At 49.2% G+C, this 20900-nt stretch carries 21 protein-coding genes; 6 read left to right on the forward strand and 15 right to left on the reverse strand.

The window, feature by feature from the left end:
• Positions 1 to 367 precede the first annotated feature (367 nt).
• From ACFRAM_RS12780 to desA, 3 genes are all read right to left on the reverse strand, one after another.
• Positions 368 to 970 (reverse strand): response regulator transcription factor, encoded by a 603-nt coding sequence (locus ACFRAM_RS12780; protein WP_175374606.1) that lies wholly within the window; start codon positions 968 to 970, stop codon positions 368 to 370.
• Positions 967 to 2103 (reverse strand): sensor histidine kinase, encoded by a 1137-nt coding sequence (locus tag ACFRAM_RS12785; RefSeq protein ID WP_175374832.1) that lies wholly within the window; start codon positions 2101 to 2103, stop codon positions 967 to 969. Before ACFRAM_RS12785 ends, ACFRAM_RS12780 begins: the two co-directional genes overlap by 4 nt.
• Positions 2104 to 2239: 136 nt before the next feature.
• Positions 2240 to 3304, reverse strand: a complete 1065-nt coding sequence (desA, locus tag ACFRAM_RS12790) for a Delta(5) desaturase DesA (protein ID WP_066370487.1) — start codon at positions 3302 to 3304, stop codon at positions 2240 to 2242.
• 284 nt (positions 3305 to 3588) lie between these two features.
• On the opposite strand from desA, the gene ACFRAM_RS12795 reads away from it, so the two are divergent.
• Positions 3589 to 3801: a hypothetical protein gene (locus tag ACFRAM_RS12795; RefSeq protein ID WP_066370491.1), complete on the forward strand. Its 213-nt coding sequence runs from the start codon at positions 3589 to 3591 to the stop codon at positions 3799 to 3801.
• A gap of 155 nt (positions 3802 to 3956) precedes the next feature.
• On the forward strand, positions 3957 to 4856 hold the full coding sequence (locus ACFRAM_RS12800) for a manganese catalase family protein (RefSeq protein WP_379466182.1): 900 nt from the start codon (positions 3957 to 3959) through the stop codon (positions 4854 to 4856).
• 225 nt (positions 4857 to 5081) lie between these two features.
• Here ACFRAM_RS12800 and ACFRAM_RS12805 read toward each other — a convergent pair whose 3' ends face one another.
• The gene (locus ACFRAM_RS12805) at positions 5082 to 5240 is read right to left on the reverse strand and encodes a hypothetical protein (protein ID WP_175406419.1); all 159 of its coding nucleotides are present in this window, start codon (positions 5238 to 5240) and stop codon (positions 5082 to 5084) included.
• Positions 5241 to 5448: 208 nt separating this feature from the next.
• Here ACFRAM_RS12805 and ACFRAM_RS12810 point away from each other — a divergent pair, with 208 nt between their 5' ends.
• Positions 5449 to 7113: a ribonuclease J gene (locus tag ACFRAM_RS12810; RefSeq protein ID WP_379466378.1), complete on the forward strand. Its 1665-nt coding sequence runs from the start codon at positions 5449 to 5451 to the stop codon at positions 7111 to 7113.
• An 81-nt stretch (positions 7114 to 7194) separates the two neighbouring features.
• On the opposite strand, the gene ACFRAM_RS12815 is transcribed toward ACFRAM_RS12810, so the two are convergent.
• Complete coding sequence (locus ACFRAM_RS12815; RefSeq protein WP_379466183.1) at positions 7195 to 8193, reverse strand: aldo/keto reductase; 999 nt, start codon at positions 8191 to 8193, stop codon at positions 7195 to 7197.
• 90 nt (positions 8194 to 8283) lie between these two features.
• On the reverse strand, positions 8284 to 9915 hold the full coding sequence (locus tag ACFRAM_RS12820) for a stalk domain-containing protein (RefSeq protein WP_379466184.1): 1632 nt from the start codon (positions 9913 to 9915) through the stop codon (positions 8284 to 8286).
• 740 nt (positions 9916 to 10655) lie between these two features.
• Between ACFRAM_RS12820 and ACFRAM_RS12825 the strand changes: the two genes are divergently transcribed.
• On the forward strand, positions 10656 to 11327 hold the full coding sequence (locus ACFRAM_RS12825) for a tetratricopeptide repeat protein (RefSeq protein WP_175374601.1): 672 nt from the start codon (positions 10656 to 10658) through the stop codon (positions 11325 to 11327).
• Positions 11328 to 11418: 91 nt separating this feature from the next.
• Here the strand turns inward: ACFRAM_RS12825 and ACFRAM_RS12830 are convergent, their stop codons facing one another.
• The 7 genes from ACFRAM_RS12830 to rpiA form a co-directional block, all read right to left on the reverse strand.
• Positions 11419 to 12513, reverse strand: a complete 1095-nt coding sequence (locus ACFRAM_RS12830) for a DUF4179 domain-containing protein (RefSeq protein WP_379466185.1) — start codon at positions 12511 to 12513, stop codon at positions 11419 to 11421.
• Entirely contained in the window at positions 12510 to 13040 is a 531-nt protein-coding gene (locus ACFRAM_RS12835) for a sigma-70 family RNA polymerase sigma factor (RefSeq protein WP_379466186.1), read from the reverse strand. The genes ACFRAM_RS12830 and ACFRAM_RS12835 overlap by 4 nt, the downstream gene beginning before the upstream one ends.
• Before the next feature lie 203 nt (positions 13041 to 13243).
• Entirely contained in the window at positions 13244 to 16408 is a 3165-nt protein-coding gene (locus ACFRAM_RS12840) for an MMPL family transporter (protein ID WP_379466187.1), read from the reverse strand.
• On the reverse strand, positions 16405 to 16848 hold the full coding sequence (locus ACFRAM_RS12845) for a MarR family winged helix-turn-helix transcriptional regulator (RefSeq protein ID WP_312876391.1): 444 nt from the start codon (positions 16846 to 16848) through the stop codon (positions 16405 to 16407). The genes ACFRAM_RS12840 and ACFRAM_RS12845 overlap by 4 nt, the downstream gene beginning before the upstream one ends.
• 187 nt (positions 16849 to 17035) lie before the next feature.
• Positions 17036 to 17476, reverse strand: coding sequence for a GNAT family N-acetyltransferase (locus ACFRAM_RS12850; protein WP_379466188.1), 441 nt, complete (start codon positions 17474 to 17476; stop codon positions 17036 to 17038).
• A gap of 18 nt (positions 17477 to 17494) precedes the next feature.
• Positions 17495 to 17956, reverse strand: coding sequence for a VanZ family protein (locus tag ACFRAM_RS12855; RefSeq protein WP_286155005.1), 462 nt, complete (start codon positions 17954 to 17956; stop codon positions 17495 to 17497).
• A complete protein-coding gene (gene rpiA / locus ACFRAM_RS12860; protein ID WP_379466189.1) occupies positions 17953 to 18639 on the reverse strand; it encodes a ribose-5-phosphate isomerase RpiA in 687 nt (228 codons plus the stop codon). The genes ACFRAM_RS12855 and rpiA overlap by 4 nt, the downstream gene beginning before the upstream one ends.
• Positions 18640 to 18711: 72 nt before the next feature.
• Here rpiA and ACFRAM_RS12865 point away from each other — a divergent pair, with 72 nt between their 5' ends.
• On the forward strand, positions 18712 to 18909 hold the full coding sequence (locus ACFRAM_RS12865) for a hypothetical protein (protein ID WP_066370520.1): 198 nt from the start codon (positions 18712 to 18714) through the stop codon (positions 18907 to 18909).
• Positions 18910 to 18912: 3 nt separating this feature from the next.
• Here the strand turns inward: ACFRAM_RS12865 and ACFRAM_RS12870 are convergent, their stop codons facing one another.
• Positions 18913 to 19404: a GNAT family N-acetyltransferase gene (locus ACFRAM_RS12870; RefSeq protein ID WP_379466190.1), complete on the reverse strand. Its 492-nt coding sequence runs from the start codon at positions 19402 to 19404 to the stop codon at positions 18913 to 18915.
• A 71-nt stretch (positions 19405 to 19475) separates the two neighbouring features.
• A complete protein-coding gene (locus ACFRAM_RS12875; protein WP_379466191.1) occupies positions 19476 to 19925 on the reverse strand; it encodes a hypothetical protein in 450 nt (149 codons plus the stop codon).
• Positions 19926 to 20203: 278 nt separating this feature from the next.
• Here ACFRAM_RS12875 and fsa point away from each other — a divergent pair, with 278 nt between their 5' ends.
• Positions 20204 to 20851, forward strand: coding sequence for a fructose-6-phosphate aldolase (fsa, locus tag ACFRAM_RS12880; RefSeq protein ID WP_379201834.1), 648 nt, complete (start codon positions 20204 to 20206; stop codon positions 20849 to 20851).
• Positions 20852 to 20900 lie beyond the last annotated feature (49 nt).

The following is a 20900-nucleotide window of genomic DNA, read 5'->3' on the forward strand; positions in this document are numbered from 1 at the left end:
TGTTCCAATCCGAGCAGGAAGACCTATAGCTAAGGTGGTTAATCTGCCTCAGGAAATCTGAGTATATAGACTTATTTGAGAAGGATAGCCGTGCAAAGATGAATGAAGATATACTCTATGTCAACAAGAAGGAATTGGGCGCGTTGGTCTAACACAGAACGCAAAAAGGACACCCTCGTAGCACCATACTACGAAGGTATCCTCATATTTAACTTACTTATATTATTAAGTTAAGCTTGAAGTTCCTACTCATTGAGAGTTTTCAGCGTTGACAAATGCAGCTGTGCTCCGACTACATATAATGTTTCTCTGGGCCGGACGGCTTCGCTAGCGTCAGTAGCGATCCTCAGTTGCAATGCCGGTTCTTTCATTTGAACCAGCCTTTTTCCTTAAAACGGGTAATCGCCTCGATCCGGTTGCCCACGTCAAGCTTATCCAGAATGACAGAAATATAATTTCGAACCGTACCGGTTGTAATAAACAGCTGACTTGCGATTTCTTTGGTGTTCTTTCCATCAGCGATGAGACCCAGCACTTCCTTTTCCCGTTCCGTCAAGGGATTAACCTCTCCACCGTACGCCTGATCCATCAGTTCAGGAGCATACATCCGCCGTCCGGCCATCACACTTCGAATGGAGGAGGCTAGTTCTTCACTTGGACTATCCTTAAGCAGATAGGCATGGACTCCAGCCTTCACAGCGCGCTCAAAGTAACCTGCCCGGGCAAAGGTGGTCAGAATCATTGTCTTGCAGCCGGAATTCTTCAGCGCTTCTGCTGCTTCCAGGCCGCTCATCGCTGGCATCTCAATGTCCATGATACAAATATCCGGTTTATGTAGCTGCACCAGCGACACCGCTTCCTCACCGTTGCTCGCTCGCCCCACCACCTTCATATCCTCTTCCAGATCCAGCAGCGAAGCCAGCGCTCCGAGCAGCATACGTTGATCCTCGGCAATTACTATTTTTATCATGTCGTCTCCTCCTTCACCGGTTGTTTAAATGCATTGGGAACTCTTATCACAAGGGTGGTTCCTCCGCCCTTCACAATATCCATCGTACCGTTAACAAATTCAAGCCGCTCTCTCATGCCCTGCAGGCCGTGTCCTTTAGAATAAATGTTATCCCCCGAAATCCCCGTTCCATTGTCCTTCACTGTGATTGTCAGATCTGTCCGGGAGGGCTGGATCATAATCCAGCATGCCATGGCATTACTGTGCTTCACCACATTGGTGACCGCTTCTTTAATGCACATGCTGAGTACATTTTCCGTAATGAGGGAAGTATTGGTTAGCTTCGGATTACCCTCCAGCAGAAAATCGATCTCTGCCGCCTGAAGAAACTGCCGGATACGTATTAACTCTTCCTCCAGCCGAATCCCCCGCATCTCTGTCACCATCTCCCGCACTTCCTTCAGGGCACTCCGTGCCGTTCGGCGCACATCACCTATTTCAACAACCGCCTGCGCAGGATTCTTGTGAATCAGCTTGCTGGCGAGATCGCTCTTGAGCCCGATCAGGGAAAGCTTTTGTCCCAAGGTGTCATGCAGATCACGGGCAATCCGCTGCCGCTCCTCAAGCTTCACCAGTTCGGAGATACGTTTGTTGGCGTCCTCCAATTGGCCCTGCAGCTTGTCCTGATTATTGCGGTTATAGGTGGTAACGGGCAGCAGCACAACCGCAATCATACTAACCAGCACAAATGGCAATTGGCTGATAAATACGGGATTGCGCGAGAGCAGCACGTAATTGATGGACACGATGGTGGTTAACAGATGAATGGAATATAGCGTGAAGAATCCGACCCTGTTCTGGATATTTCCGATAAAGAACGCCAGAAACAGCGCAAAATACACATAGCCAAACAATAGCGTCATCGTAATTGAAACCACTATTTGCACGCTTGTCCAGAAGTACACCAGCCAGCCTTTTGAAATAAAGGATAGTACATAGCACACAAAGAACAGCATGATCATGACGATGCCGGATACCACTTGATAGGTGGAAGAAGACCGGAAAATGAAATAGAACGGAAGAATGTAAAAGACGACCCACACATAAGGGCTGAGTCCGGTGCTTTTATGAAAAATAGAATACCATTTCTGCATATCTGCCATCCTTTTGATCAAAGTTGTTCATCCTTATATTAGCACAAACTTGACAAGTATCGCTTCAAAGGGAAAACAAAAGGAAGAACAGCACCGAACAATGATCTTCGGCTCTGTACTTCCTTGGGTATAGTGTTCAATCTCCCTGAAGAGTCGGTTTATGCACAGTTAACACTTCTGCGACACGCTTGGGATTACGCAGTCGGGCCTTCATCTCCTTGAAGCTCACGAAGCCTTTATTCTCCTCATCCCACAGACGGAAATGAATGGCTTTGAGACTGGTGCCGATCGTAATCGTAGTCGCCTTTTGCAATGGTGGAGTTGAGTTATGCACTTGTTCCAGATTATAGTTAGGCACCTTCGGGCTTAAATGATGTACATGATGGAAGCCGATATTGCCGGTAATCCATTGCAGCAGTTTCGGCAGCTTGTAGTAAGAACTTCCTTCTACCGCAGCTTTCACATAGCTCCACTCGTCTTCGTTCTCGAAGTAGGAGTCTTCGAACTGGTGCTGTACATAGAACAGCCAGATTCCGAGGAAGCCGGATACAAAGACGATAGGCAGTTGCACCAGCAGGAATGCCGGCCAGCCAATGGCCCAAATAAGCACACCGTACAGCACAACAAGCGAGACATTAGTGAGGTACGTGTTCATCCGCTCTTTGCGCTTGGCTCCCTTGGCGTTAAACCGGTATTGGAGCAAGAACACAGCGATCGGTCCAATGCCGAACATAACAATCGGGTTACGGTAAATCCGGTAATACAGCCGCTTCCATGAAGAGGCCTCCGTATATTCATTCACGGTCATGATCCAGATGTCGCCAATCCCTCTTTTGTCGAGATTGCTGCTGGTTGCATGGTGGATAGAATGGCTATGCTTCCACTGCCGGTAAGGAACCAGTGTCAGAATGCCGGTAATGGTGCCCACGATATCGTTGGCCCGGCGGCTTTTGAAGAACGAGCCATGGCAGCAGTCATGAAAAATGATAAATGTTCGAATCACGAAGCCTGCGGCTGGAATTGCAAACAACAGTGTAAGCCAATAGGATACGGACAGGCTAAAGTAGGCGCTGCACCATAATACTACAAGCGGCAACAGCGTATTTATAAGCTGCTTTATACTTCGTGTACGATCCGTTTTCTCATAAGGAGCTACACTTTTTTTTAGGCTGGCGAGCTGGGCTGACTGATCTTTGCGCATGGTCGTCGTTCCTCCTTGATGTATCCCGCTGGGGAAACACTCTTCTGCTACTAAGTATAGAGAAGACAATGTCATCCTTTAAGACACAAACATCAAGTAGGCAGTATGACATATGTCATACTCTAGCCCGGGACGTTACGCGGCCAACCCAACACACTAAGCTCAAATCATTAACCGATGGTGGTGTTCTATTGGATTTATGGCCAGAGGACAGGTATACTATTTTTACTTCTATAAAGGGTATAAAATTATATTTATGTTTATCAATAAAGGAGAGTTTCAACATGCCTATTAATCGTCCTCTATTTACGGATATTGACCTGCAGGAAGCCGTAGATCGGCAGTACCCTGTGCGCGTCTTCCAAGATGATCATCTGGTGAATTCCGGCGGCTTCATTGTCCGCTTCACGGATTCCGATGTAGTCATTCAATCCCGGGTCAGCGACTTGACCTATTATTCCCGTTCGAACTGCCAGTTCTTTGAGGTCAGACCTTAGAGACTGACTGCAATTACGTCTGGAATAAGAATTGGGCAACAGTGGTGCAAGGCGCTTATTCGGAGAGAAGCTGGGTATAGTTCCCCGCGGTTGGAGACACTAAGAGCGATGAATGCCGCTTTTGGCAAATTCAACCGATAATGAGGTGCTAGCCTATGTTCAAACGTTTTGACGAGATTGCCATTGAGATTCCGGAAGTAGAACGCCCCGATCCCAATGCCGCTGCTGCGGTTCAGGAACTGATGGGCGGGAAATTCGGCGAAATGTCGACCTTGAACAACTACCTGTTCCAATCCTTCAACTTCCGCAGTAAAAAAAAGCTTAAACCCTTCTACGATTTGGTTACGAGCATCACTGCAGAAGAACTGGGCCATGTCGAACTGGTTGCCCATGCGGTTAATAAATGTCTGCGTGGCTCCACGCAATATAAAGAACCGGATCAAACGCCGCTTAATCCGTTGAAAGATATTCGCAATACTTACTTTGGATTAGCCGGCGCACAGTCCGCGCTTCCCATTGATTCCATGGGCCGACCCTGGAGTGGAGAAAATGTCTTCAATAGCGGGAATCTGATTCTCGATCTGCTGCATAACTTCTTCCTGGAGTGCGGAGCACGTACTCACAAAATGAAGGTCTATGAAATGACCGATCACCCTGCTGCACGGGAAGTTGTCGGATACTTGCTCGTCCGCGGCGGGGTGCATGTCGTGGCCTATGCCAAAGCACTGGAGGTAGCAACCGGTGTGGATGTCAGCAAGCTGGTGCCGATCCCCTCCCTCAGCAACAAGGCATTCAACGAAACACGAAAGTATGAGGAGAAAAGCCTTCATACCAAGCTATATACGAACAGCGACGGGGATTTCACAGCGATCAAGCAGATCTGGAAGGGAACTCATCCCGAAGATGGACAACCGCTTGAAGTTATAGAAGGCTCACCTAAGGGGTATCCGATTGCTGAGGCACCTGAAGTGCCGGAAGAATTTGCGCCTGGCATCTCAGAAGAAGATTTCAAAGCGATTGCCGCCAGGTTGCAGCAGGCTGCCAATATTCGATAAGACGCTGACCACTGAATCAATTTCATAAATCCATAAGTGAGCGTCTAATCATCAATATCAAGTTGTACATGGTTTAGGTATAACTTGATATTGTACCTATTCGGATTGAAATCCGTATTAAGAAATTGATTCCACTTTATAAAAAGTTTAAAAAGCCGGGCGACAGGACCTCAGAGGGTCTTCGTCCGGCTTTTCTATGTAGTGCTATGTTGAGTTGCCTGAATGTCACTTTTTGAGACCGCTGCCCGATCTCATCTTCTCCTTCAGTACATCACGGAAGACGACCATCTTCTCGTCCGCTCTCTTCTGCTTGGAATTGGCCACGGGTTGAGGCCTGAAATACTGATGATTGAAAGCCATAATACTATGTACTGTCATATTCATGCTGGATTCATCCTCCCTTCCGTAATCTTTTCCCTGTCAACATGTCCATGCATTGACTGCTTTCTTCTTTATTAACCCGTATGCCGTACTCTTAAACAGCTGAAGTTCATTTTCATGCTAAAAAGATGTTTTTTTTCATAGCAGGATAATCCCCATGATTTTCATCCATAATATAGGTAAATTCAGTTGGGGGGAACTGCCTGTGAAAATGTCAGGAGCACAGCTCTGGATCGCTGCATTAGGCGGCGTCAATGAGATCGGCAAGAACATGTACCTCGTGCAGTATGCCGATGATATTATTGTTATCGATTGCGGTGCCAAATTTCCCGATGAAAGTCTGCTAGGCATCGACCTGATCATTCCCGATGTCAGCTACTTGCTGAACAATATCGATAAGGTACGCGGACTGGTCGTGACTCACGGACATGAAGATCATATTGGCGGCATCCCTTATCTGCTGAAACAACTGAACATTCCGATATATGCTTCCCGCTTGACACTAGGCCTGATAGAAAACAAGCTGAAGGAGCATGGCCTTCTGCGGCAAACGAGCCTGCACTGCATTGATGCGGATTCGACACTAGACTTTGGCACCATCACCACCACCTTTTTCAACACCAATCACAGCATCCCGGATTGCCTCGGGGTTGTATTCGATACTCCCGAAGGAACCGTCGTACATACAGGGGACTTCAAATTTGATATGACACCGGTCAACAAACAATACCCTGATCTGCACAGAATGGCTGAAATCGGCAAAAAAGGTGTTAAAATCCTACTTTCAGAAAGCACCAATGCTGAGCGCCCTGGCTTCACTCCGTCCGAACGACTGGTAGGATCACATATGGAAGAAGCGTTTAAGAATGCTGAACAAAGAATCTTTGTCTCCACCTTTGCTTCCAATGTGCACCGTCTGCAACAGGTTGTGGATGCTGCTCATCATACTGGGCGTAAGCTCGCTCTGCTGGGCAGGAGCATGGTGGCTGTGGTCGGCGTAGCCCAGGAATTAGGGTATCTGGATATTCCGGATGACATGTTGATAGAGCCTGCGGAGGCTGCCGACCTACCGCCTGAACAATGTGCCGTGTTATGTACAGGCAGTCAGGGTGAACCTATGGCCGCCTTATCCCGTCTGGCGAACTCCAGCAATCGGCTAATGGAGATTCACGCTGGGGACACTGTACTGATCGCGGCCAATCCAATCCCCGGTAATGAACGAAATGTCGCCCGAATTGTAGACAACTTGTATATTCTGGGTGCACGAGTCATCTACGGCTCCCGCAGCGAGCTTCATGTATCCGGGCATGGCAGCCAGGAAGAACTGAAACTGATGCTGACCCTTATGAAACCGGAATACTTTATTCCGGTGCACGGAGAGTACCGTATGCTTCATCATCACAGCCTGTTGGCCGAGGCGGTAGGTGTAAATCCTGAGAATATTTTCATTCTCAAAAACGGCGACATTGTTGAAGCTGCGGGGGGGACTGTCAGACAGTCCGGCAAAAAACTAACCGCGGGGCAGATCCTCGTCGACGGTCTGGGCATCGGGGATATTGGCAATGTGGTGCTACGCGACCGGCGACAGCTCTCAGCTGACGGTATCCTGATCACAGTCATTACACTTAACCAAACCGATGGACGGCTGCTGAACAGTCCCGATACCATTTCCAGAGGGTTCATCTATATCCGCAACTCGGAAACGCTAATGGACGAAATCAATCAATTGGTCACGGATACGCTGCATAAAATGCACAAAGCCGATCTTGGCCAATGGAATATCATGAAGCAGACGATCAAGGATGTCCTGGGTAAATTCCTGTATGAGAAAACCAAACGGCGACCGATGATCCTGCCGATCATTATTGAGGTGTAACGGCTTCAGCGTGGGTAGACAGACAAGAGCCTCCAAGTGACCAAGGGTCCTTCGGAGGCTCTTTGTATATAGCTTGGTATGTTATTTGACCGCGAACCAGGAAGCTTCATTGAGCTGTTCCAATTCATCGACCGTAAGCTGGAAGGTCATCGCACCGATGTTTTCCTGGGCATGCCGCACCTTCGATGCACCCGGAATCGCCACGACCGTATCGCCGTGATAATGAATCAGCCAATTCAGCGCGATCTGCCCTGAGGTCGCATTGTATTTTCGACCTAGGGCATCCAAAGCCTCTATTAATGGCCGACTGCGGGTCAGGCTCTTTTCATTTAAACCGGACATTAACCGGCGGCTGCGGGTCAGGGCTTGAATCTGCGCCGGATCATGATGGAAACGACCCGTGAGCAGTCCCTGCTGCAGTGGAGAATAAGCAATGATTGAAATGCCATGCTCCTTCGCAGTCTCCAGAATTCCGTTGCGGTCAATCGCCCGGTCGAGCAGATTGTATTTAACCTGATTGGAGACCAACGACAGTCCATGCTGCTGCAACAAGCGGTGAGCCGCGACCATCTGCTTCGCCGAATAATTGCTGACACCGACATAACGGATTTTTCCCGCTTTAACCAAGCCAGCCATCGCCTTCATCTCCTGAGCAATCGTGGACAAGGAGAATGGCTGGTGAATCTGGTACAGGTCAATGGTTCGTCCACCCAGGCATCGAATCCGCTCCTCAATCGTGGAGGTAATCGAACCCGCGGTACGGAAAAGTGGCCACCACTTGGTCGCGATCAGCGGAGCCGATTGAGGACTTCCCTCCTGCCGCAACTGGTCGAGGACCTGTGCCAGCGCTTCCTCTGATTTGCCTCCACCGTAGACCTCTGCCGTATCCACCCAGTTCATGCCGCCTTCAAGACTGACCCGCACAATCTCGAGAATATCGCCTTCATTCAGGTTGCTCCAATAGCTGCCCACCAGTCCCTTTCCCCGGCTAAACTGCCAGCAGCCCAGGCCCAGTGGCGAGACGGAAAGCGAAGACTGACCCAGGGGGCGCAGCTTCACCGCTGTCAAGTTCTGCTCCATCACTCATCCTTCTTTCCCCGCTATGAAATAAAAACCATTAGTATGATTACGCCTAACATATCATTTATTTCCTGTAATTAGAAGACAACTTTATTGCTGGATCAGTTTGAGGAAATTCTCCTGCAAGGTGAGCGTGTATGAACTGCCCTCCCACTTTGCTGTAAAACCCAGCGCCTGTGCAAGCTGAGCTGCGGGAACCATCGAGGTGTAGCTCACCAATATGCTCTCGCCCATGGGGATAGTTCTGCCATTTCCCAGCTTGTAATTCCCATCCTGAAGCACAACTTCTTTGCCATCCTTGGTCAATGTCATGATGCCGCCCACAGACCCGATGGTATAACCCAAACTTTGGGCCACATCTCGCAGCGGTACCAGTACTCTGCCCTCCCGAAAAATTGGCGGCTGGAGAGGTTCCAGCATCTGACCGTCGATAATCAGCGTTACGGGCTTCAATAGGGGGGAAACCGTAAAAGGACGGGAATCCAGGGCACTGATGCCCAATTGACCGAACATATTCGTGCCCCAGGCAGCAACCGTTCCATCTTTCATAACCGCATACTTACTGTTTTCTCCTGTGGCAAAAGACACCGGCGCTTGCAGCCCTTTAATCTGCCTCGGCTGTGTAAAACTAAGCTGTCCGTCGGCAGCATACATATGACCCCACGTCCAGACTGTACCATCCTTCCGGACAGCGGCAAAACCGTTCAGATTCAGCTCCAATCTGGCGATATTGCTGGGTGATGTGATTTTCTGAAGCGACTTCTGATTACTCCCTGCTCCCCATATCCAATATTCCCCCTTCTGGTTCTGCACGAGGTTGATGAAGCCATTCGTGTCTATAGAAGTTATGCCAGAAAGCGAAGACATCTTCTGAAACTTGATTGGATAGCTGGGAATCCCGAAGTTACTGCTGTTCCAGCCGCCGACCGATGACCATACTGCTCCACTAGCCGTCAGGACGACTAGGCTGTCACCGTTAAATACCGCTGACTTGACATTGTAAAGACCGCTGACCGGAGTCGGGGCTTTGGGGAGACCTGTGTTATCATCCTGTGCCCCGGTTCCCCACACCCATAAGGTACCATTATCCTTGAGCGCGGCGTGGTATCTTTCACTGCCAACCCATTTGACTCCACTTAAGCCCGGCACCTTCACTGCGGCAGGCAGAGAGGTATATCCGGTTTCAGAATCAGCCGGGGAGTTCCATTCCCAGACAGTCCCGTCTTTTTTCACCGCCAGCGCGCTATCTGTTCCACTACTCAGAGCGACCACATCCGTCAAGCCTGATACGTTCTGGGGTAACAGTACCTCTACAGATTTTCCTGTCAGAGTAGCGCTGTCCTTCTTTTTAAACCGGCCCCAAGCCGTAACGGTTCCATCTTGCTTCAGTGCCAAGTAATATCCTCTTCCGAGGACAAGGTCTTTGGTATGATCCAAGAATGCTAGACGATGAGGCGTGATCGTCCAACCCTCAGGGCTGGCGACTCCGTTAGCAAATTGTCCATAGACATTGCTGCCCCAAGCCCACACGGTACCGTCTTGGCCAAGCGCGAAGGCGTTCCCGCCCCAGAAGCCTGGAGAGGCGACTATCTTCTTGATATTTGAAAGTTTGGCCGTAGAGGGTACTTCCGCTGCCCCAACAGCTTGAGGTATGGGCACCCACAGTAAAGCTACGCATAATACAACACTAAGCATAAGGGACTTGGATCGAGATAACTTCATCACCTGATCTCCTTCTTATTCAGATTATGGTATAATTATCCTGGCTGAACACCTCCTATTATAACGAAAGACCGCAGCAACGTAATACATAACAAGACAAATGATCTAGAACACATTAAAATAACAAATATAGCTTATCCTAAATAAGCCGGACAAAAGAAATTCACAAAAACAAAGATGAGTGAACGGGGAAGTTTGGAACTGTAGACGCAAAGCGCTCGCCTGACTGCTTTCCATAGAGAAGCTAGCACCGTAACATAGTCTGTCGACAGATTTCAGCACTAGAAGCGGTACATTCCCGTATAGTCCCCTTCCCCTTCAACAGTCGTCTTAACAGTGCGAAAGAGGGGCATCCTCCCCAACTATATAAGCTGAACTTAAGAATTAGGCAAGGTGCTATTCTTAAGTTCACTTTATATAAGAGCATTTTTGTACCTTATTTTACTTTAATATAGGTAAATGAGGCAAATAAGGGCATTATTGTATCTTATTTTCCGAAAAAACCATACTCGATGGATATTCTGGAAGATTTAAGGTACAATATTGCACTTAATCTCTAATAGCCGGTAGCGGCAGAGGAATTAAGGTACGAAAATGCCGTTAATTACACTTCGATCCTTCTTAGCTCTCTTATTCCCCTTGTTTGTCTCTATTTTAAAAATATAAGATACAAAATGCGGTTAGTTAGGGAGGTAGAACTACTTTTCATAATCTTAATTTCACTCATCTAGGAGGACAATATGTTCAAAATTCTCGGATTCATCCTGTTATTTCGATTTATCGGCAATCCTTTTCTTGCTCTGCTAATTCTGTTAATTATTCTGTATGTATTAGATCGCCGCTTTGTCGGCATCTTGCCCAGCATAGCAAAACCCTTCCGCAGATCGCGGCAAATCTCCAAACTGAGAACTACTATTTCGCTTAATCCCAATGATGTATCATCCAAATTTGAACTGGCCCGGTATTTGTCTGAACGCAAAAAATTTAATGAAGCAAAGAAATTACTACAGGAAATTGAAGACCGCTATGAACAATCCGCCGAATATTGGGTCGAGCTTGGACACGTGAATTTGAAGCTGGGACAGATGGAAGAAGGCGAGGCTCAGGTACTGAAGGGACTAGATATTAACCGCAGAGCCCAATACGGTCAACCCTATCTGCGACTGGCTGAGATTTTCCGTCATACAGACCGCGACAAGGCGCTTCACTATGTCAGCGAGTTCCAAGAGATTCAATCTTCCTCCAGTGAAGCTTATTATCTGGCTGGCTCGATGTACCGGGCGCTGGGAAGGGAAGAAGAAGCGAAAAGTGCTTTTGCAGAGTCAACAGCCATTTACCGCTCGCTTCCGAAATATAAGAAACGCCAGGAACGCGGCTGGGCGCTGCGCAGCTTTTTTGCCAAAATGAGATAGATGACGATCCTCTTACATCCTTAAGCGTAAAAAAAGAAAACCTCCGGAATCCACATTTCACGTGGCCCCCGGAGGTTCTTTGCTGATATCGTTATTTCACAGGTATTATAAATTCAAGCTCGGAGATATACTCTTTCTGTTCTTCCCGCCATATGAAAGGCTTCACTATGAGCGTTCTGGGCATCGAGTCAAAAGGTTCGAATGTAGTGGTATACGTTGTCAGGCCTTCATGTCCGTATAGACTCGCCCCGATATAGAAGGGACTTCGCCCCTGCTCATCGATAAGCTCAAAATTAATATTAAAGAGCCCGTGAATTTTATATTTCTCCCGCATTCTTCTTATTGTGTCACCCTTAACTTCTTCCGGCTCATTCTTGAACTCTACCACCAATAGGGTAGTCGTCTGGCTTAGCTCTAACCGCTTGATGCTCATATGAATAGGATCATCACTTTTAACTTCGGCCGGGGTGAGTACAATACTATCCGCAGTATTCTTTGTAACAGGAATCGTGAACGTAAAGTCCTGCTTAAGCTCAGCCAATCGAACCACCATCTTGAACTCAAATTGATCCGGAACTTGCACTTCTTCAAAGGTGGTCACGATCACCGAATTCGGAGACTCGTCGCCGCCGGGGGACAATCCCCATGCTGTATTCACGAGCTCCCCATTCACATAAAAGTCGATATTATTCACTACGCTTCCAATAATCCCCCGCCACGTCTCCATAAATGTTGCACCAGAGGTATCAGGTGACTCACGGCTAAGAACCAGGGACAAGCGACTGCCATCATACATCAGTTCTGATACCCCCAGCGTCACGCCTTGGTGAGTAACACTCTGATCCACGCTGTGAATCAATCCACGCTCTGATGCATTACGAAGACCAAGATCTCCCGCCAACTGGAACACACTCTTCACAAAAGGAATTTGCTTAAGGGTCTCCGCCATAGCTGGCGAGAAGAATCCCAGAACAATAAAGAGCAAGCCCGCTACAGCCACACTACCTGTTGTAATGATCATGCGGTGCAACCACCGTCGCTTCTTCCTTGCTAGACTGTGGTTTTGGGTACTACTGTCTAGCATTTGATAGGTGATGTCCATTCTGCTACGCACAGGCTCTGGCACTTCTTCGATGGAAGCCATCTTCAAACCAACCAGTTCTGCCTCGAAATCAGGGTTGTTCATACGTTGACCTTCCTTTCTGCTGGATCTGCCAGCCACTGGTATAATGACTTTCTAGCCCTATGCAGCCTTGTCTTGATTGCACCTTCAGACAGCTCCAGGATGTCCGCAATTTGGCTAAGTGGCAGATCCTGAAAATAATGCAGGATAATAATATTCCGCGAGATCTCCTCTAATTGATACACGGCTTCGCGCAGATCGATATGTTCATAGTCAGGACTCTCTCTATGCAGGCTGGGCAGCTCAGCCATCACGACACTTTTTGCACTCTTGCGCAAGAGTAGATTGCATTCATTAATCAGTATGCGTAGCAGCCATGTTTTGAAAAATAACGGTTCCTTCAGACCGCCAATCGACTGATAGGCCTTGAGCACCGTCTCCTGCATGGCGTCCGCACAGTCCTCATCCTTTTTCACAATAGCTTTCGCCACTGTATACATTTGCAGCTCCAGCTCTTTCACAAGATGGATGAAAGCATCTTTATCCCCGGCTTGGGCACGTCTGACCTCTTCTGTCACATCTGTTTCCAACTGTAAAGCCCCCATTCCTTTTCCACTCATTTCCTGCTCTTTATGCTGATTAGATGCCCGGGAAGGGAAAAAGGTTTCTCTTTATTTGTAAAAAAGAAAAAAAGAGTGTGTCCCAGTAAACAGCAATTGCTGCGGGACACTCTCTTTGCAAGGAAGTGTAGTCTTCTCACAAGGCTACGATCTGGACCTTAAGTGACAATACTCTACACATCTAGTGTATTTGATTTCTCCTCAGCAGCACTAGAGCTGTCAGGGAATGGCCACCAGTTGGCCCGCCCGAACATCTTCACCATCACCGGCACGAAGAACGGCAGGAAGATGAAGGCATACAACGCCAAGCCGGCAAGCACTACTGTAGCGATCTGCATCATCGAGAGCACGCCCGATGGATACATCGAGGCAAAGGTACCGCCCAGAATAACTACAGCTGACAAAATAACAGTCCCCATGTTGCGCATGGCATGCAGGATAGCTTCTTTCACATCCCATGACTTGTTCTCGTTGAACCGGGCCATAAGGAAGATACTATAGTCAACGCCAAGCGCTACCAGCATAACGAAGCTGAAGAATGGCGTGGACCAGGTGATTCCGGAATAGCCGAGCATGTTCACGAAGATCGCTTCCGTCATCGCCAGCGCCGTAAAGTAAGTAATCACGAGCGACAGAATCAGGTAAAGCGGCATGATGAAGGAACGGAGCAGTAAGACCAGGATGATGAATATACCGCCCAGCATCAAGATTACTGTCCGGCTATAGTCCGCATTGGAGATGTTCTGCAAGTCATTGTAGGTGCTGGTAACGCCACTGATGGCAATTTCCGCATTCTCCAGCTTCGTTCCTTTCACCGCACGTTCAACAGCAGATTGAATATTGCTAACACTGTCGATGGCTTCCTTGCTGTAAGGGTTCTGTGCGAACACAATATCAAGGGTCATAATCTTGCGGTCATGTGTCAGGTAGTTGTCGAACACCTGTTGGATGCCGTCGGCTTTGAGAGCCTCATCCGGCACAAAGAATCCGCTCAGTTCATCATCCTTAGCGTTATGAATCTGGTTCAGGAAATCCTGTGCTGAGCCGAGGCCACCGGAGATCTGCTTCAGCCCATCCGCACTATCGCTTAGACCGGCAGTTAACTGACCGATCTGGCCGGTTAGCTGACCGAAGCCGTCCGCCAGTTGCTTCTGTCCACCTTGCAGCTGATCCAGACCGCCCGTAATCGATGGGATTTTTCCAACGATCTGACCTTGACCGTCAGCAGCCTGGTTAAGTCCCGATTGAAGCTGACCAATCCCCGCCACAAGCTTCTGCAAGCCCTGTGCCAGTGCAGTCTGTCCGGCCGCAGCTTTGGCATAACCGGCATTGGCTTCCGTCAGGCCGCCAGCCGCACCCTTCAAGTTCTGGGAAATCTGGCCGAGGCCTGCCGCCAGTCCAGCAGCACCGGTACCGGACTGAGTCACTGTGCCTTTAATGGTCTGGTAATTGACATCCTGCAGCAGATCCGGATAGCTGGTCTCAAGCCCAGCGAAGGAAGTGCCCAGGCCGTTCAAGGCTGTTGCTACGCCTTGCAGCTGGCCTTGAATCTGGCCTAGCCCGCCATCTAGCGCCGTCAGACCTGCGCCGATTTTTTTGTAGCCGGCAAGCAGCGCCTGATTGGCATCCGCCAACTGCTGTGCACTTGTCGCTGCCTGCTGAAGTCCGGCTTTGATCTGGCCTGCCCCGGCAGAGCCGCTCTTAATGCCGCTCTCAATCCGGGATAGACCGTCGCCAAGAGCGACAATCCCCGCTTTCAAATCGGCCGTTCCCTCCGTCAGCTTCTCGCTGCCGGACACGGCTTCAGCCAGCTTGGGCGCATTGTCACTAAGCTGCTTGCTGGCTTCGGACAAGCCGCTCTGAATCTTGGACAATCCGTCATTTGTCTTGTCCAGACCCTCTGATAGTGTCTTGACTTGTGTAGGAATCAGGAAGTCATTGATCGCCTCGCCTGCCGGACGCGACATACTGCGAACGGTCTTGATCCCTTCCACCTTCTCCAGCTCACGGCTGATCTTCTCCGCAAGCCCGATATACTCCGAATTGTCCATTCGATCGTCATTCTTGATCACGATCTTGCCTGGCATAGATTCACCAGGGCCAAAGCTTTCGGATATAATATTAAAGCCTTTAACCGAGGCATAGTTCGAACCAATCTCATCCATGCTGTTATAGGACAGCTTCCCATCGTAGGTGACCAGGAAAGGCACAACGATGGCTGCTACGATTAGCAGCGCCGCCCATGGTCTTTTCAGGGAGAAGGAGCCTGCCGCCCCCCAGATTCGGCTTTCGCTGTGTTCCAGCTTGCCGCGCGACGGCCAGAACATCTTTTTGCCCAGGACAGCCATAAAGAAAGGTACAACTGTCACTAGTGCAAGTAGCATCACCGCAATGCCGACAGCCACGGCCACCGCCGAGCGATACAGCATGAACTTGGAGAAGCCGATGGCTACAAAGCCTACAAATACAGCAAGGCCGGAGTAGAACACCGTACCGCCTGCTTTACGATAAGTCTCAATAATTGCAGTTTTGGTATCCGCCGAAGCAGCCAGCTCTTCCTTGAATCGGCTAATCAGCAGGATACAGTAATCCGTCCCGATCCCGAACAATACGGCCACCATAAAGATCTGGGTGAACGTGGATAGCGGGAAATCATAACGATCGACCAGAAACGCTACCACTGACTGGGCCACCACATAACTCAGTCCCACAGTCAGCAGCGGAACAAATGGAGCTACGAACGACCGGAACACTAAGAATAGAATTAGAAGAATGAATACTACGGTTATATATTCCGATTTCTTCAGCCCCGCTTCGGAGCTGGCAATCGTGTCTTCGGTAATCAAACCTTCACTCGTCAGATAATGATCAGCGTCCACATCTTTCAGTAGCGCGTCTACTTTACCTGGAAGCACCTTGACGTCTTCATCACTACCAGCGACAAACAACGCCACCATAATCGTTTTGCCATCTTTGGCAATCAACGTGTCTTTCAGCTCACTTTGCGAGAACGGGTCGGTAATGGAGTCCAGCTTGAGATCGGCTTTATTCTGGTTCAGCTTCTCAACGCCTTGCTTAATACTCTCCATTTCCTTGGCCCCAATGCCTTGCGGCTTGTTGAACACAAGTGCAACTTGATGGAGCGTCTCCCCGCCTTTGGCCTCAGCAGCTTCTTTCATAATCTCGGCTGCTCTGGATGAAGGATATCCGGCCGGAACCGCAATCTGTCCCTTCTCGCGGACTAGATCGGACATTCCAGGTGCTGTCAACATCAATACAACAGCCGCTGCAATCCAGATCACAATGATGGCCCATCTGGCCTTAAGTATGGTCTTCAATCCTCTTTCCCTCCTGAGTCCTGCATCATTCTTGCCAGCCTTTCGAACATCATAATGAAATTCTCGATCTCTTTGTCTCCAAAATGGGAGAAGTACGGCGACACCGTATCCATGACATGCTTACCCGCCACTTCAAATACCTCACGCCCCTGCTCCGTCATTGAGAGATAGACCTGCCTCCGGTCATTCTCGTCGCGCGTACGCACCAAAAGTCCCGCATCGACCAGCCGGTTGCTGATTGCTGTAATCGAGCTTTTACCTACAGCGAACGATTCGGCCAGATATGTGGAGGTGCAGCGCTCCTTCCCGTTGATCAGCCGCAAGATCAGGTATTGGTCTGTCGTAAGTCCGCCAGCGATACTATCCCTGATTTGAGCACTGATATTTCTTGATACCGCCAGGTAGGCATCCAGATAACGGTTTATCCACTGTTCTGCCACTTCATCCAAAGCTTAATCCTCCTTACAACCCCACAATAGTTCATGTGTAGAATAGTTTCACTTTAGAACTATATGTCTTCAGCACTCAAAAGTCAAATGTAATGACGTAGTGCTTGTATTTGCATGAAAAAAAATGACAGGCCAACAAAACTCCTTGGCCTGCCATTCTATGTCGTTCAGGGTGAGGTTATTCCTCATCCTCAAACTCTTCAACCTCATATACACAGCGAAACATCTCGATTCCGGCTGCGTTCACGCCGAGACTATAGACCATAAAGCCCAGGGCCCGGTAGAAATCGGCTGCTACCTCATCTTCGGTCTCTGACAGTAAGTAACGCGGCTCTCTAGCAGTAAGCAGCTCCAAAATCATCCCACGGGCATATCCTTTACCCCGATTCTCCGGCAGCACGGCAATGTGGCGGATATCCAGTGAGCCATCTTCTGTTTCCTCGAATCCTACCAGACCAAGGAGCAATTCCTCTTCTTCCCAGCCAAACAACTGCAGTCCGGATGAATTGCGGTATTCCTCCGAAGTCTGCTGAAGGGTCTCGGTTTCCTCAACCACCGCATACTCCAGCAGTTCATTCACCTCAGGTGTTCCGATGCGTGGTGTCAAATCAATCAGCATGTATGTAATCCCTCCATCTTATGAATTCCTTCCAGTTCTCCCCAGCCGAATTACAGCATAGCCAGCCCATACCCCCAGCATGTTCAGCAGCAGGTCGTCCACATCGAAGCTTCCAACGTGCAGAAGCATCTGCAGACATTCTAGCAGCAGAATAACAGGGATCATGACTAGCGCCAGTCTTGCCGCAGAAGACAGCTTGTTCCAAATCAGGGGCAACAACAACCCGAACGGAACAAATACAGCCACATTCCCCAGCAGATTTACCGCCCGATTCCAAATGGAAAGGCGGTTCCCCATGTCCAGATAAAGAGAGACGGTCTTCCATGGTACCAGATTATACTGCCACGGTCCACCCATATGGGCTTCACGACCGAAACCGAGAAACATCCAGTAGAGCAGCAGCGCACTGTATAAAATAAGAACGGCCTGCACCCCGCGCCTGCGTCTACGCCTGGGTCCGGACCCTGGAAGGAAGATCAACGATGCTTATCCCCTTCGATCACTTCAATGCTGCCATCGCTTTTGCCGATAATCGCAAAGTCTGCAATGCCAATGAAGAGACCGTGTTCAACTACGCCTGGTATGCCTTGCAGTGCCTTAGCCAGCTCCGGCGCCGAATGGATTGCTCCAAAATGGCAGTCAGCAATGTAATTGCCATTATCGCTCTTGTACAGGTCATCACCAGTACGGCGCAGTACCGGCTCACAACCGAGCTTGGCGAGATCACTAAGCGTCCATTCACAAGCGAATGGAACAATCTCTACAGGCAACGGAAACTTGCCCAGTGTCTCCACTGCTTTACTCTCATCAGCAACTACGATCATGCGCTCGCTCCCCATAGCGACAATCTTCTCGCGCAGCAGGGCGCCCCCGCCACCCTTCACTAATTGCAGCTTGCCATCCAGCTCGTCCGCGCCGTCAATCGTGAGGTCCAGGCGGTCAATGTCACCGAAGCCCACGAGCGGAATTCCCAGCTCACGTGCCTGATCCTCAGAAGCCTGTGACGTGGCAACAGCCGTAATCTTCAACCCTTCAGCCACCCGTTCGCCAAGCTTGCGGATCGCCCAATAAGCCGTCGAACCGGTACCAAGACCTACCTTCATACCATCCTGCACATATTCTACTGCTTTCTCAGCGGCTAACTGCTTTACATTAACACTCATTTTATTCCCTCCACATTTCCGATATAATATTATGATGCAAATGAAGACTAACCAAACTCCAGGAGGAGCAAGATGAGAACTGAAAACCAAATCCAATCCAAAATTAATGAACTAACCCTGCAGCGCAGATCGCTGGAATCACGCCTCGCCCCCTTGGCAGAGGAAGATACCCAGCGCAGTTCATTGCAGGCCCAGCTTGTACGACTCGAAGATATGATTCTAATGCTGGAATGGGTACTTAACGCACCCGTCGGTAAATATCACGCCTGACGCTTATTCTTCTATTAACGTTTTGCCGTAGCATAGACTGTCAGGATCTCCAACATAAGGACCAAACAGATCTATCGGCCGGTAGCCGTGCTTGACATACAGGCCAATGGCTTCCGGCTGCTTGATCCCGGTCTCCAGCAGGATTTCCCGGTACCCGGCGGCCAAGGCCTTACCTTCAAGGAAGAGTAGCATTTTAGTCGCGATCCCCATTTTGCGGCAGCTGGAATCTACATAGAAGCGTTTCAACTCCATTGCCCTTCTCCCAGGATCCAGATAATCCAGGGGACGCAATCCACCGCAACCCACGGCCTGTCCATTCACATAAGCTACTACGAATGTCATCTCCTGAACCTTGGGATCGCTAAAATCCACTACATAAATCGTCTCATGCGGATATCGCTCCAGCAGTTCCTCATCCAGAGTGACAATAAGCTCCCGCAAATCTTTGTTATCCGGAGCTACAACTACAAATTCCACATCTGTAACAGGCAGCATATGTTACTCCCTCCATGCATTTTCTGTAATTTCTCATAATCTACTGCATTCCATCAAGGCTGCTCGGCTAGCTAGACTGCTTCTTTTACCGCCTTCTCCAGATTCAGGATCAGTTCCTGCTCAAGATCACTGACGCCCTCCTCCACATAGGCAACAAATTCGATCGGCTGTTTCTCACCGGCCAATTGCCTGATCCTGCTCAGCATATAGCGCTGTGCATCCGGCAATAACATTTCTCCTTGCCCTGTGTCATCCCTGCATAATGTAACCCAGGCGTATTCCTGCCCTTCAGTCACTGATGCAGCTGATTCCAGAGGCAACCTCAAGCTGAATAAAGATTCCCCTCCAGAATCCCCCATCTGTCTCGGTGTAGCTTGGCTAAATACAGAATAACGCGGGGACGGCAGATGCACTGCTGCTCCGTTCGCCTTGCGCCCGGCAATCAGCCGGCTGTTCTGATAAGCAAGCCATCCCGAAGCCAGCAGCAACAGGAGTGCAGCAGCCAATACCGCCAGGATCATCCATCCTCACCGTCCATTCCTAATTAACAACACTTCCTTTATCTTATCACGGCAGCAAGACAGACGGGAGTGGGGATTTTGCAGACATATGATTTTGTAATCCACCTTCTGTATGTCTCGCCTTCCAGTGAACCATAATAACAGGGACTACGGGATACATCCTATAAAGTCATTTTAAAATATTCAAAATAACAGTTGAAACTTTTTTGGACATGTCCCATAATAAAAAATGAAAGCGGCTAGCCAATCCATTAGGAAATCAAGGGAGGATATCAGCAATGAAATTTTTCTTGGACACAGGGAATATTGAAGAGATCAAACGTATCACCCGCCTCGGTTTGGTGGATGGCGTAACGACAAATCCTTCACTGATCGCCAAAGAAGGCCGACTCTTTAAAGACGTTATCAAAGAAATCGTCGAGATCGTGCCAGGGCCTGTCAGCGCTGAGGTCATCGGCCTGAAGGCTGACGAAATGCTGAAGGAAGCGTATGAAATCGCTGAGTGGGCACCGAATGTGGTAATTAAGCTGCCTATGACCGAGGATGGTCTGGAAGCCTGTTACGAGCTCACGAAAAAAGGCATCAAAACCAATGTGACGCTTATCTTCTCCGCCGCCCAAGGCCTGATGGCCGCCAAGGCCGGCGCCACCTATATCAGCCCATTCGTAGGACGTCTGGATGATATCGGCGTGGACGGGTTGAAGCTGATCAGAGATCTTAAGACTATCCTGACCAACTACGGCCTGACTTCCGAAATTATCGCAGCCAGCATCCGTAACATTGCTCATGTGGAGCAAGCCGCCTTAGCAGGTGCACATATCGCTACAATTCCTGGTTCCCTCCTGCCTTCACTCTGGAAGCACCCTCTGACCGATAATGGTATCGAGCGTTTTCTTAAGGACTGGGAGACCGTTCCAAAAGCTTAAATATAGTTTTAATTGATGGTGAACACCAAGCCCTTGTCCGAGTATCCGG

The sequence above is a fragment of the Paenibacillus sp. NPDC056722 genome, from assembly GCF_042790635.1.
In the GTDB taxonomy this organism is placed as follows: domain Bacteria; phylum Bacillota; class Bacilli; order Paenibacillales; family Paenibacillaceae; genus Paenibacillus_AQ; species Paenibacillus_AQ agri.

What these genes read in the sequence shown, in the direction of transcription:
- desA (WP_066370487.1), bottom strand. Translation starts at nt 3,304, where the DNA reads ATGCGCAAAGATCAGTCAGCCCAGCTCGCCAGCCTAAAAAAAAGTGTA.
- ACFRAM_RS12795 (WP_066370491.1), top strand. Translation starts at nt 3,589, where the DNA reads ATGCCTATTAATCGTCCTCTATTTACGGATATTGACCTGCAGGAAGCC.
- fsa (WP_379201834.1), top strand. Translation starts at nt 20,204, where the DNA reads ATGAAATTTTTCTTGGACACAGGGAATATTGAAGAGATCAAACGTATC.
- ACFRAM_RS12825 (WP_175374601.1), top strand. Translation starts at nt 10,656, where the DNA reads ATGTTCAAAATTCTCGGATTCATCCTGTTATTTCGATTTATCGGCAAT.
- ACFRAM_RS12815 (WP_379466183.1), bottom strand. Translation starts at nt 8,193, where the DNA reads ATGGAGCAGAACTTGACAGCGGTGAAGCTGCGCCCCCTGGGTCAGTCT.
- ACFRAM_RS12865 (WP_066370520.1), top strand. Translation starts at nt 18,712, where the DNA reads ATGAGAACTGAAAACCAAATCCAATCCAAAATTAATGAACTAACCCTG.
- ACFRAM_RS12800 (WP_379466182.1), top strand. Translation starts at nt 3,957, where the DNA reads ATGTTCAAACGTTTTGACGAGATTGCCATTGAGATTCCGGAAGTAGAA.
- ACFRAM_RS12850 (WP_379466188.1), bottom strand. Translation starts at nt 17,476, where the DNA reads ATGCTGATTGATTTGACACCACGCATCGGAACACCTGAGGTGAATGAA.
- ACFRAM_RS12780 (WP_175374606.1), bottom strand. Translation starts at nt 970, where the DNA reads ATGATAAAAATAGTAATTGCCGAGGATCAACGTATGCTGCTCGGAGCG.
- rpiA (WP_379466189.1), bottom strand. Translation starts at nt 18,639, where the DNA reads ATGAGTGTTAATGTAAAGCAGTTAGCCGCTGAGAAAGCAGTAGAATAT.
- ACFRAM_RS12785 (WP_175374832.1), bottom strand. Translation starts at nt 2,103, where the DNA reads ATGCAGAAATGGTATTCTATTTTTCATAAAAGCACCGGACTCAGCCCT.
- ACFRAM_RS12870 (WP_379466190.1), bottom strand. Translation starts at nt 19,404, where the DNA reads ATGCTGCCTGTTACAGATGTGGAATTTGTAGTTGTAGCTCCGGATAAC.
- ACFRAM_RS12810 (WP_379466378.1), top strand. Translation starts at nt 5,449, where the DNA reads ATGTCAGGAGCACAGCTCTGGATCGCTGCATTAGGCGGCGTCAATGAG.
- ACFRAM_RS12830 (WP_379466185.1), bottom strand. Translation starts at nt 12,513, where the DNA reads ATGAACAACCCTGATTTCGAGGCAGAACTGGTTGGTTTGAAGATGGCT.
- ACFRAM_RS12875 (WP_379466191.1), bottom strand. Translation starts at nt 19,925, where the DNA reads ATGATCCTGGCGGTATTGGCTGCTGCACTCCTGTTGCTGCTGGCTTCG.
- ACFRAM_RS12820 (WP_379466184.1), bottom strand. Translation starts at nt 9,915, where the DNA reads ATGAAGTTATCTCGATCCAAGTCCCTTATGCTTAGTGTTGTATTATGC.
- ACFRAM_RS12805 (WP_175406419.1), bottom strand. Translation starts at nt 5,240, where the DNA reads ATGAATATGACAGTACATAGTATTATGGCTTTCAATCATCAGTATTTC.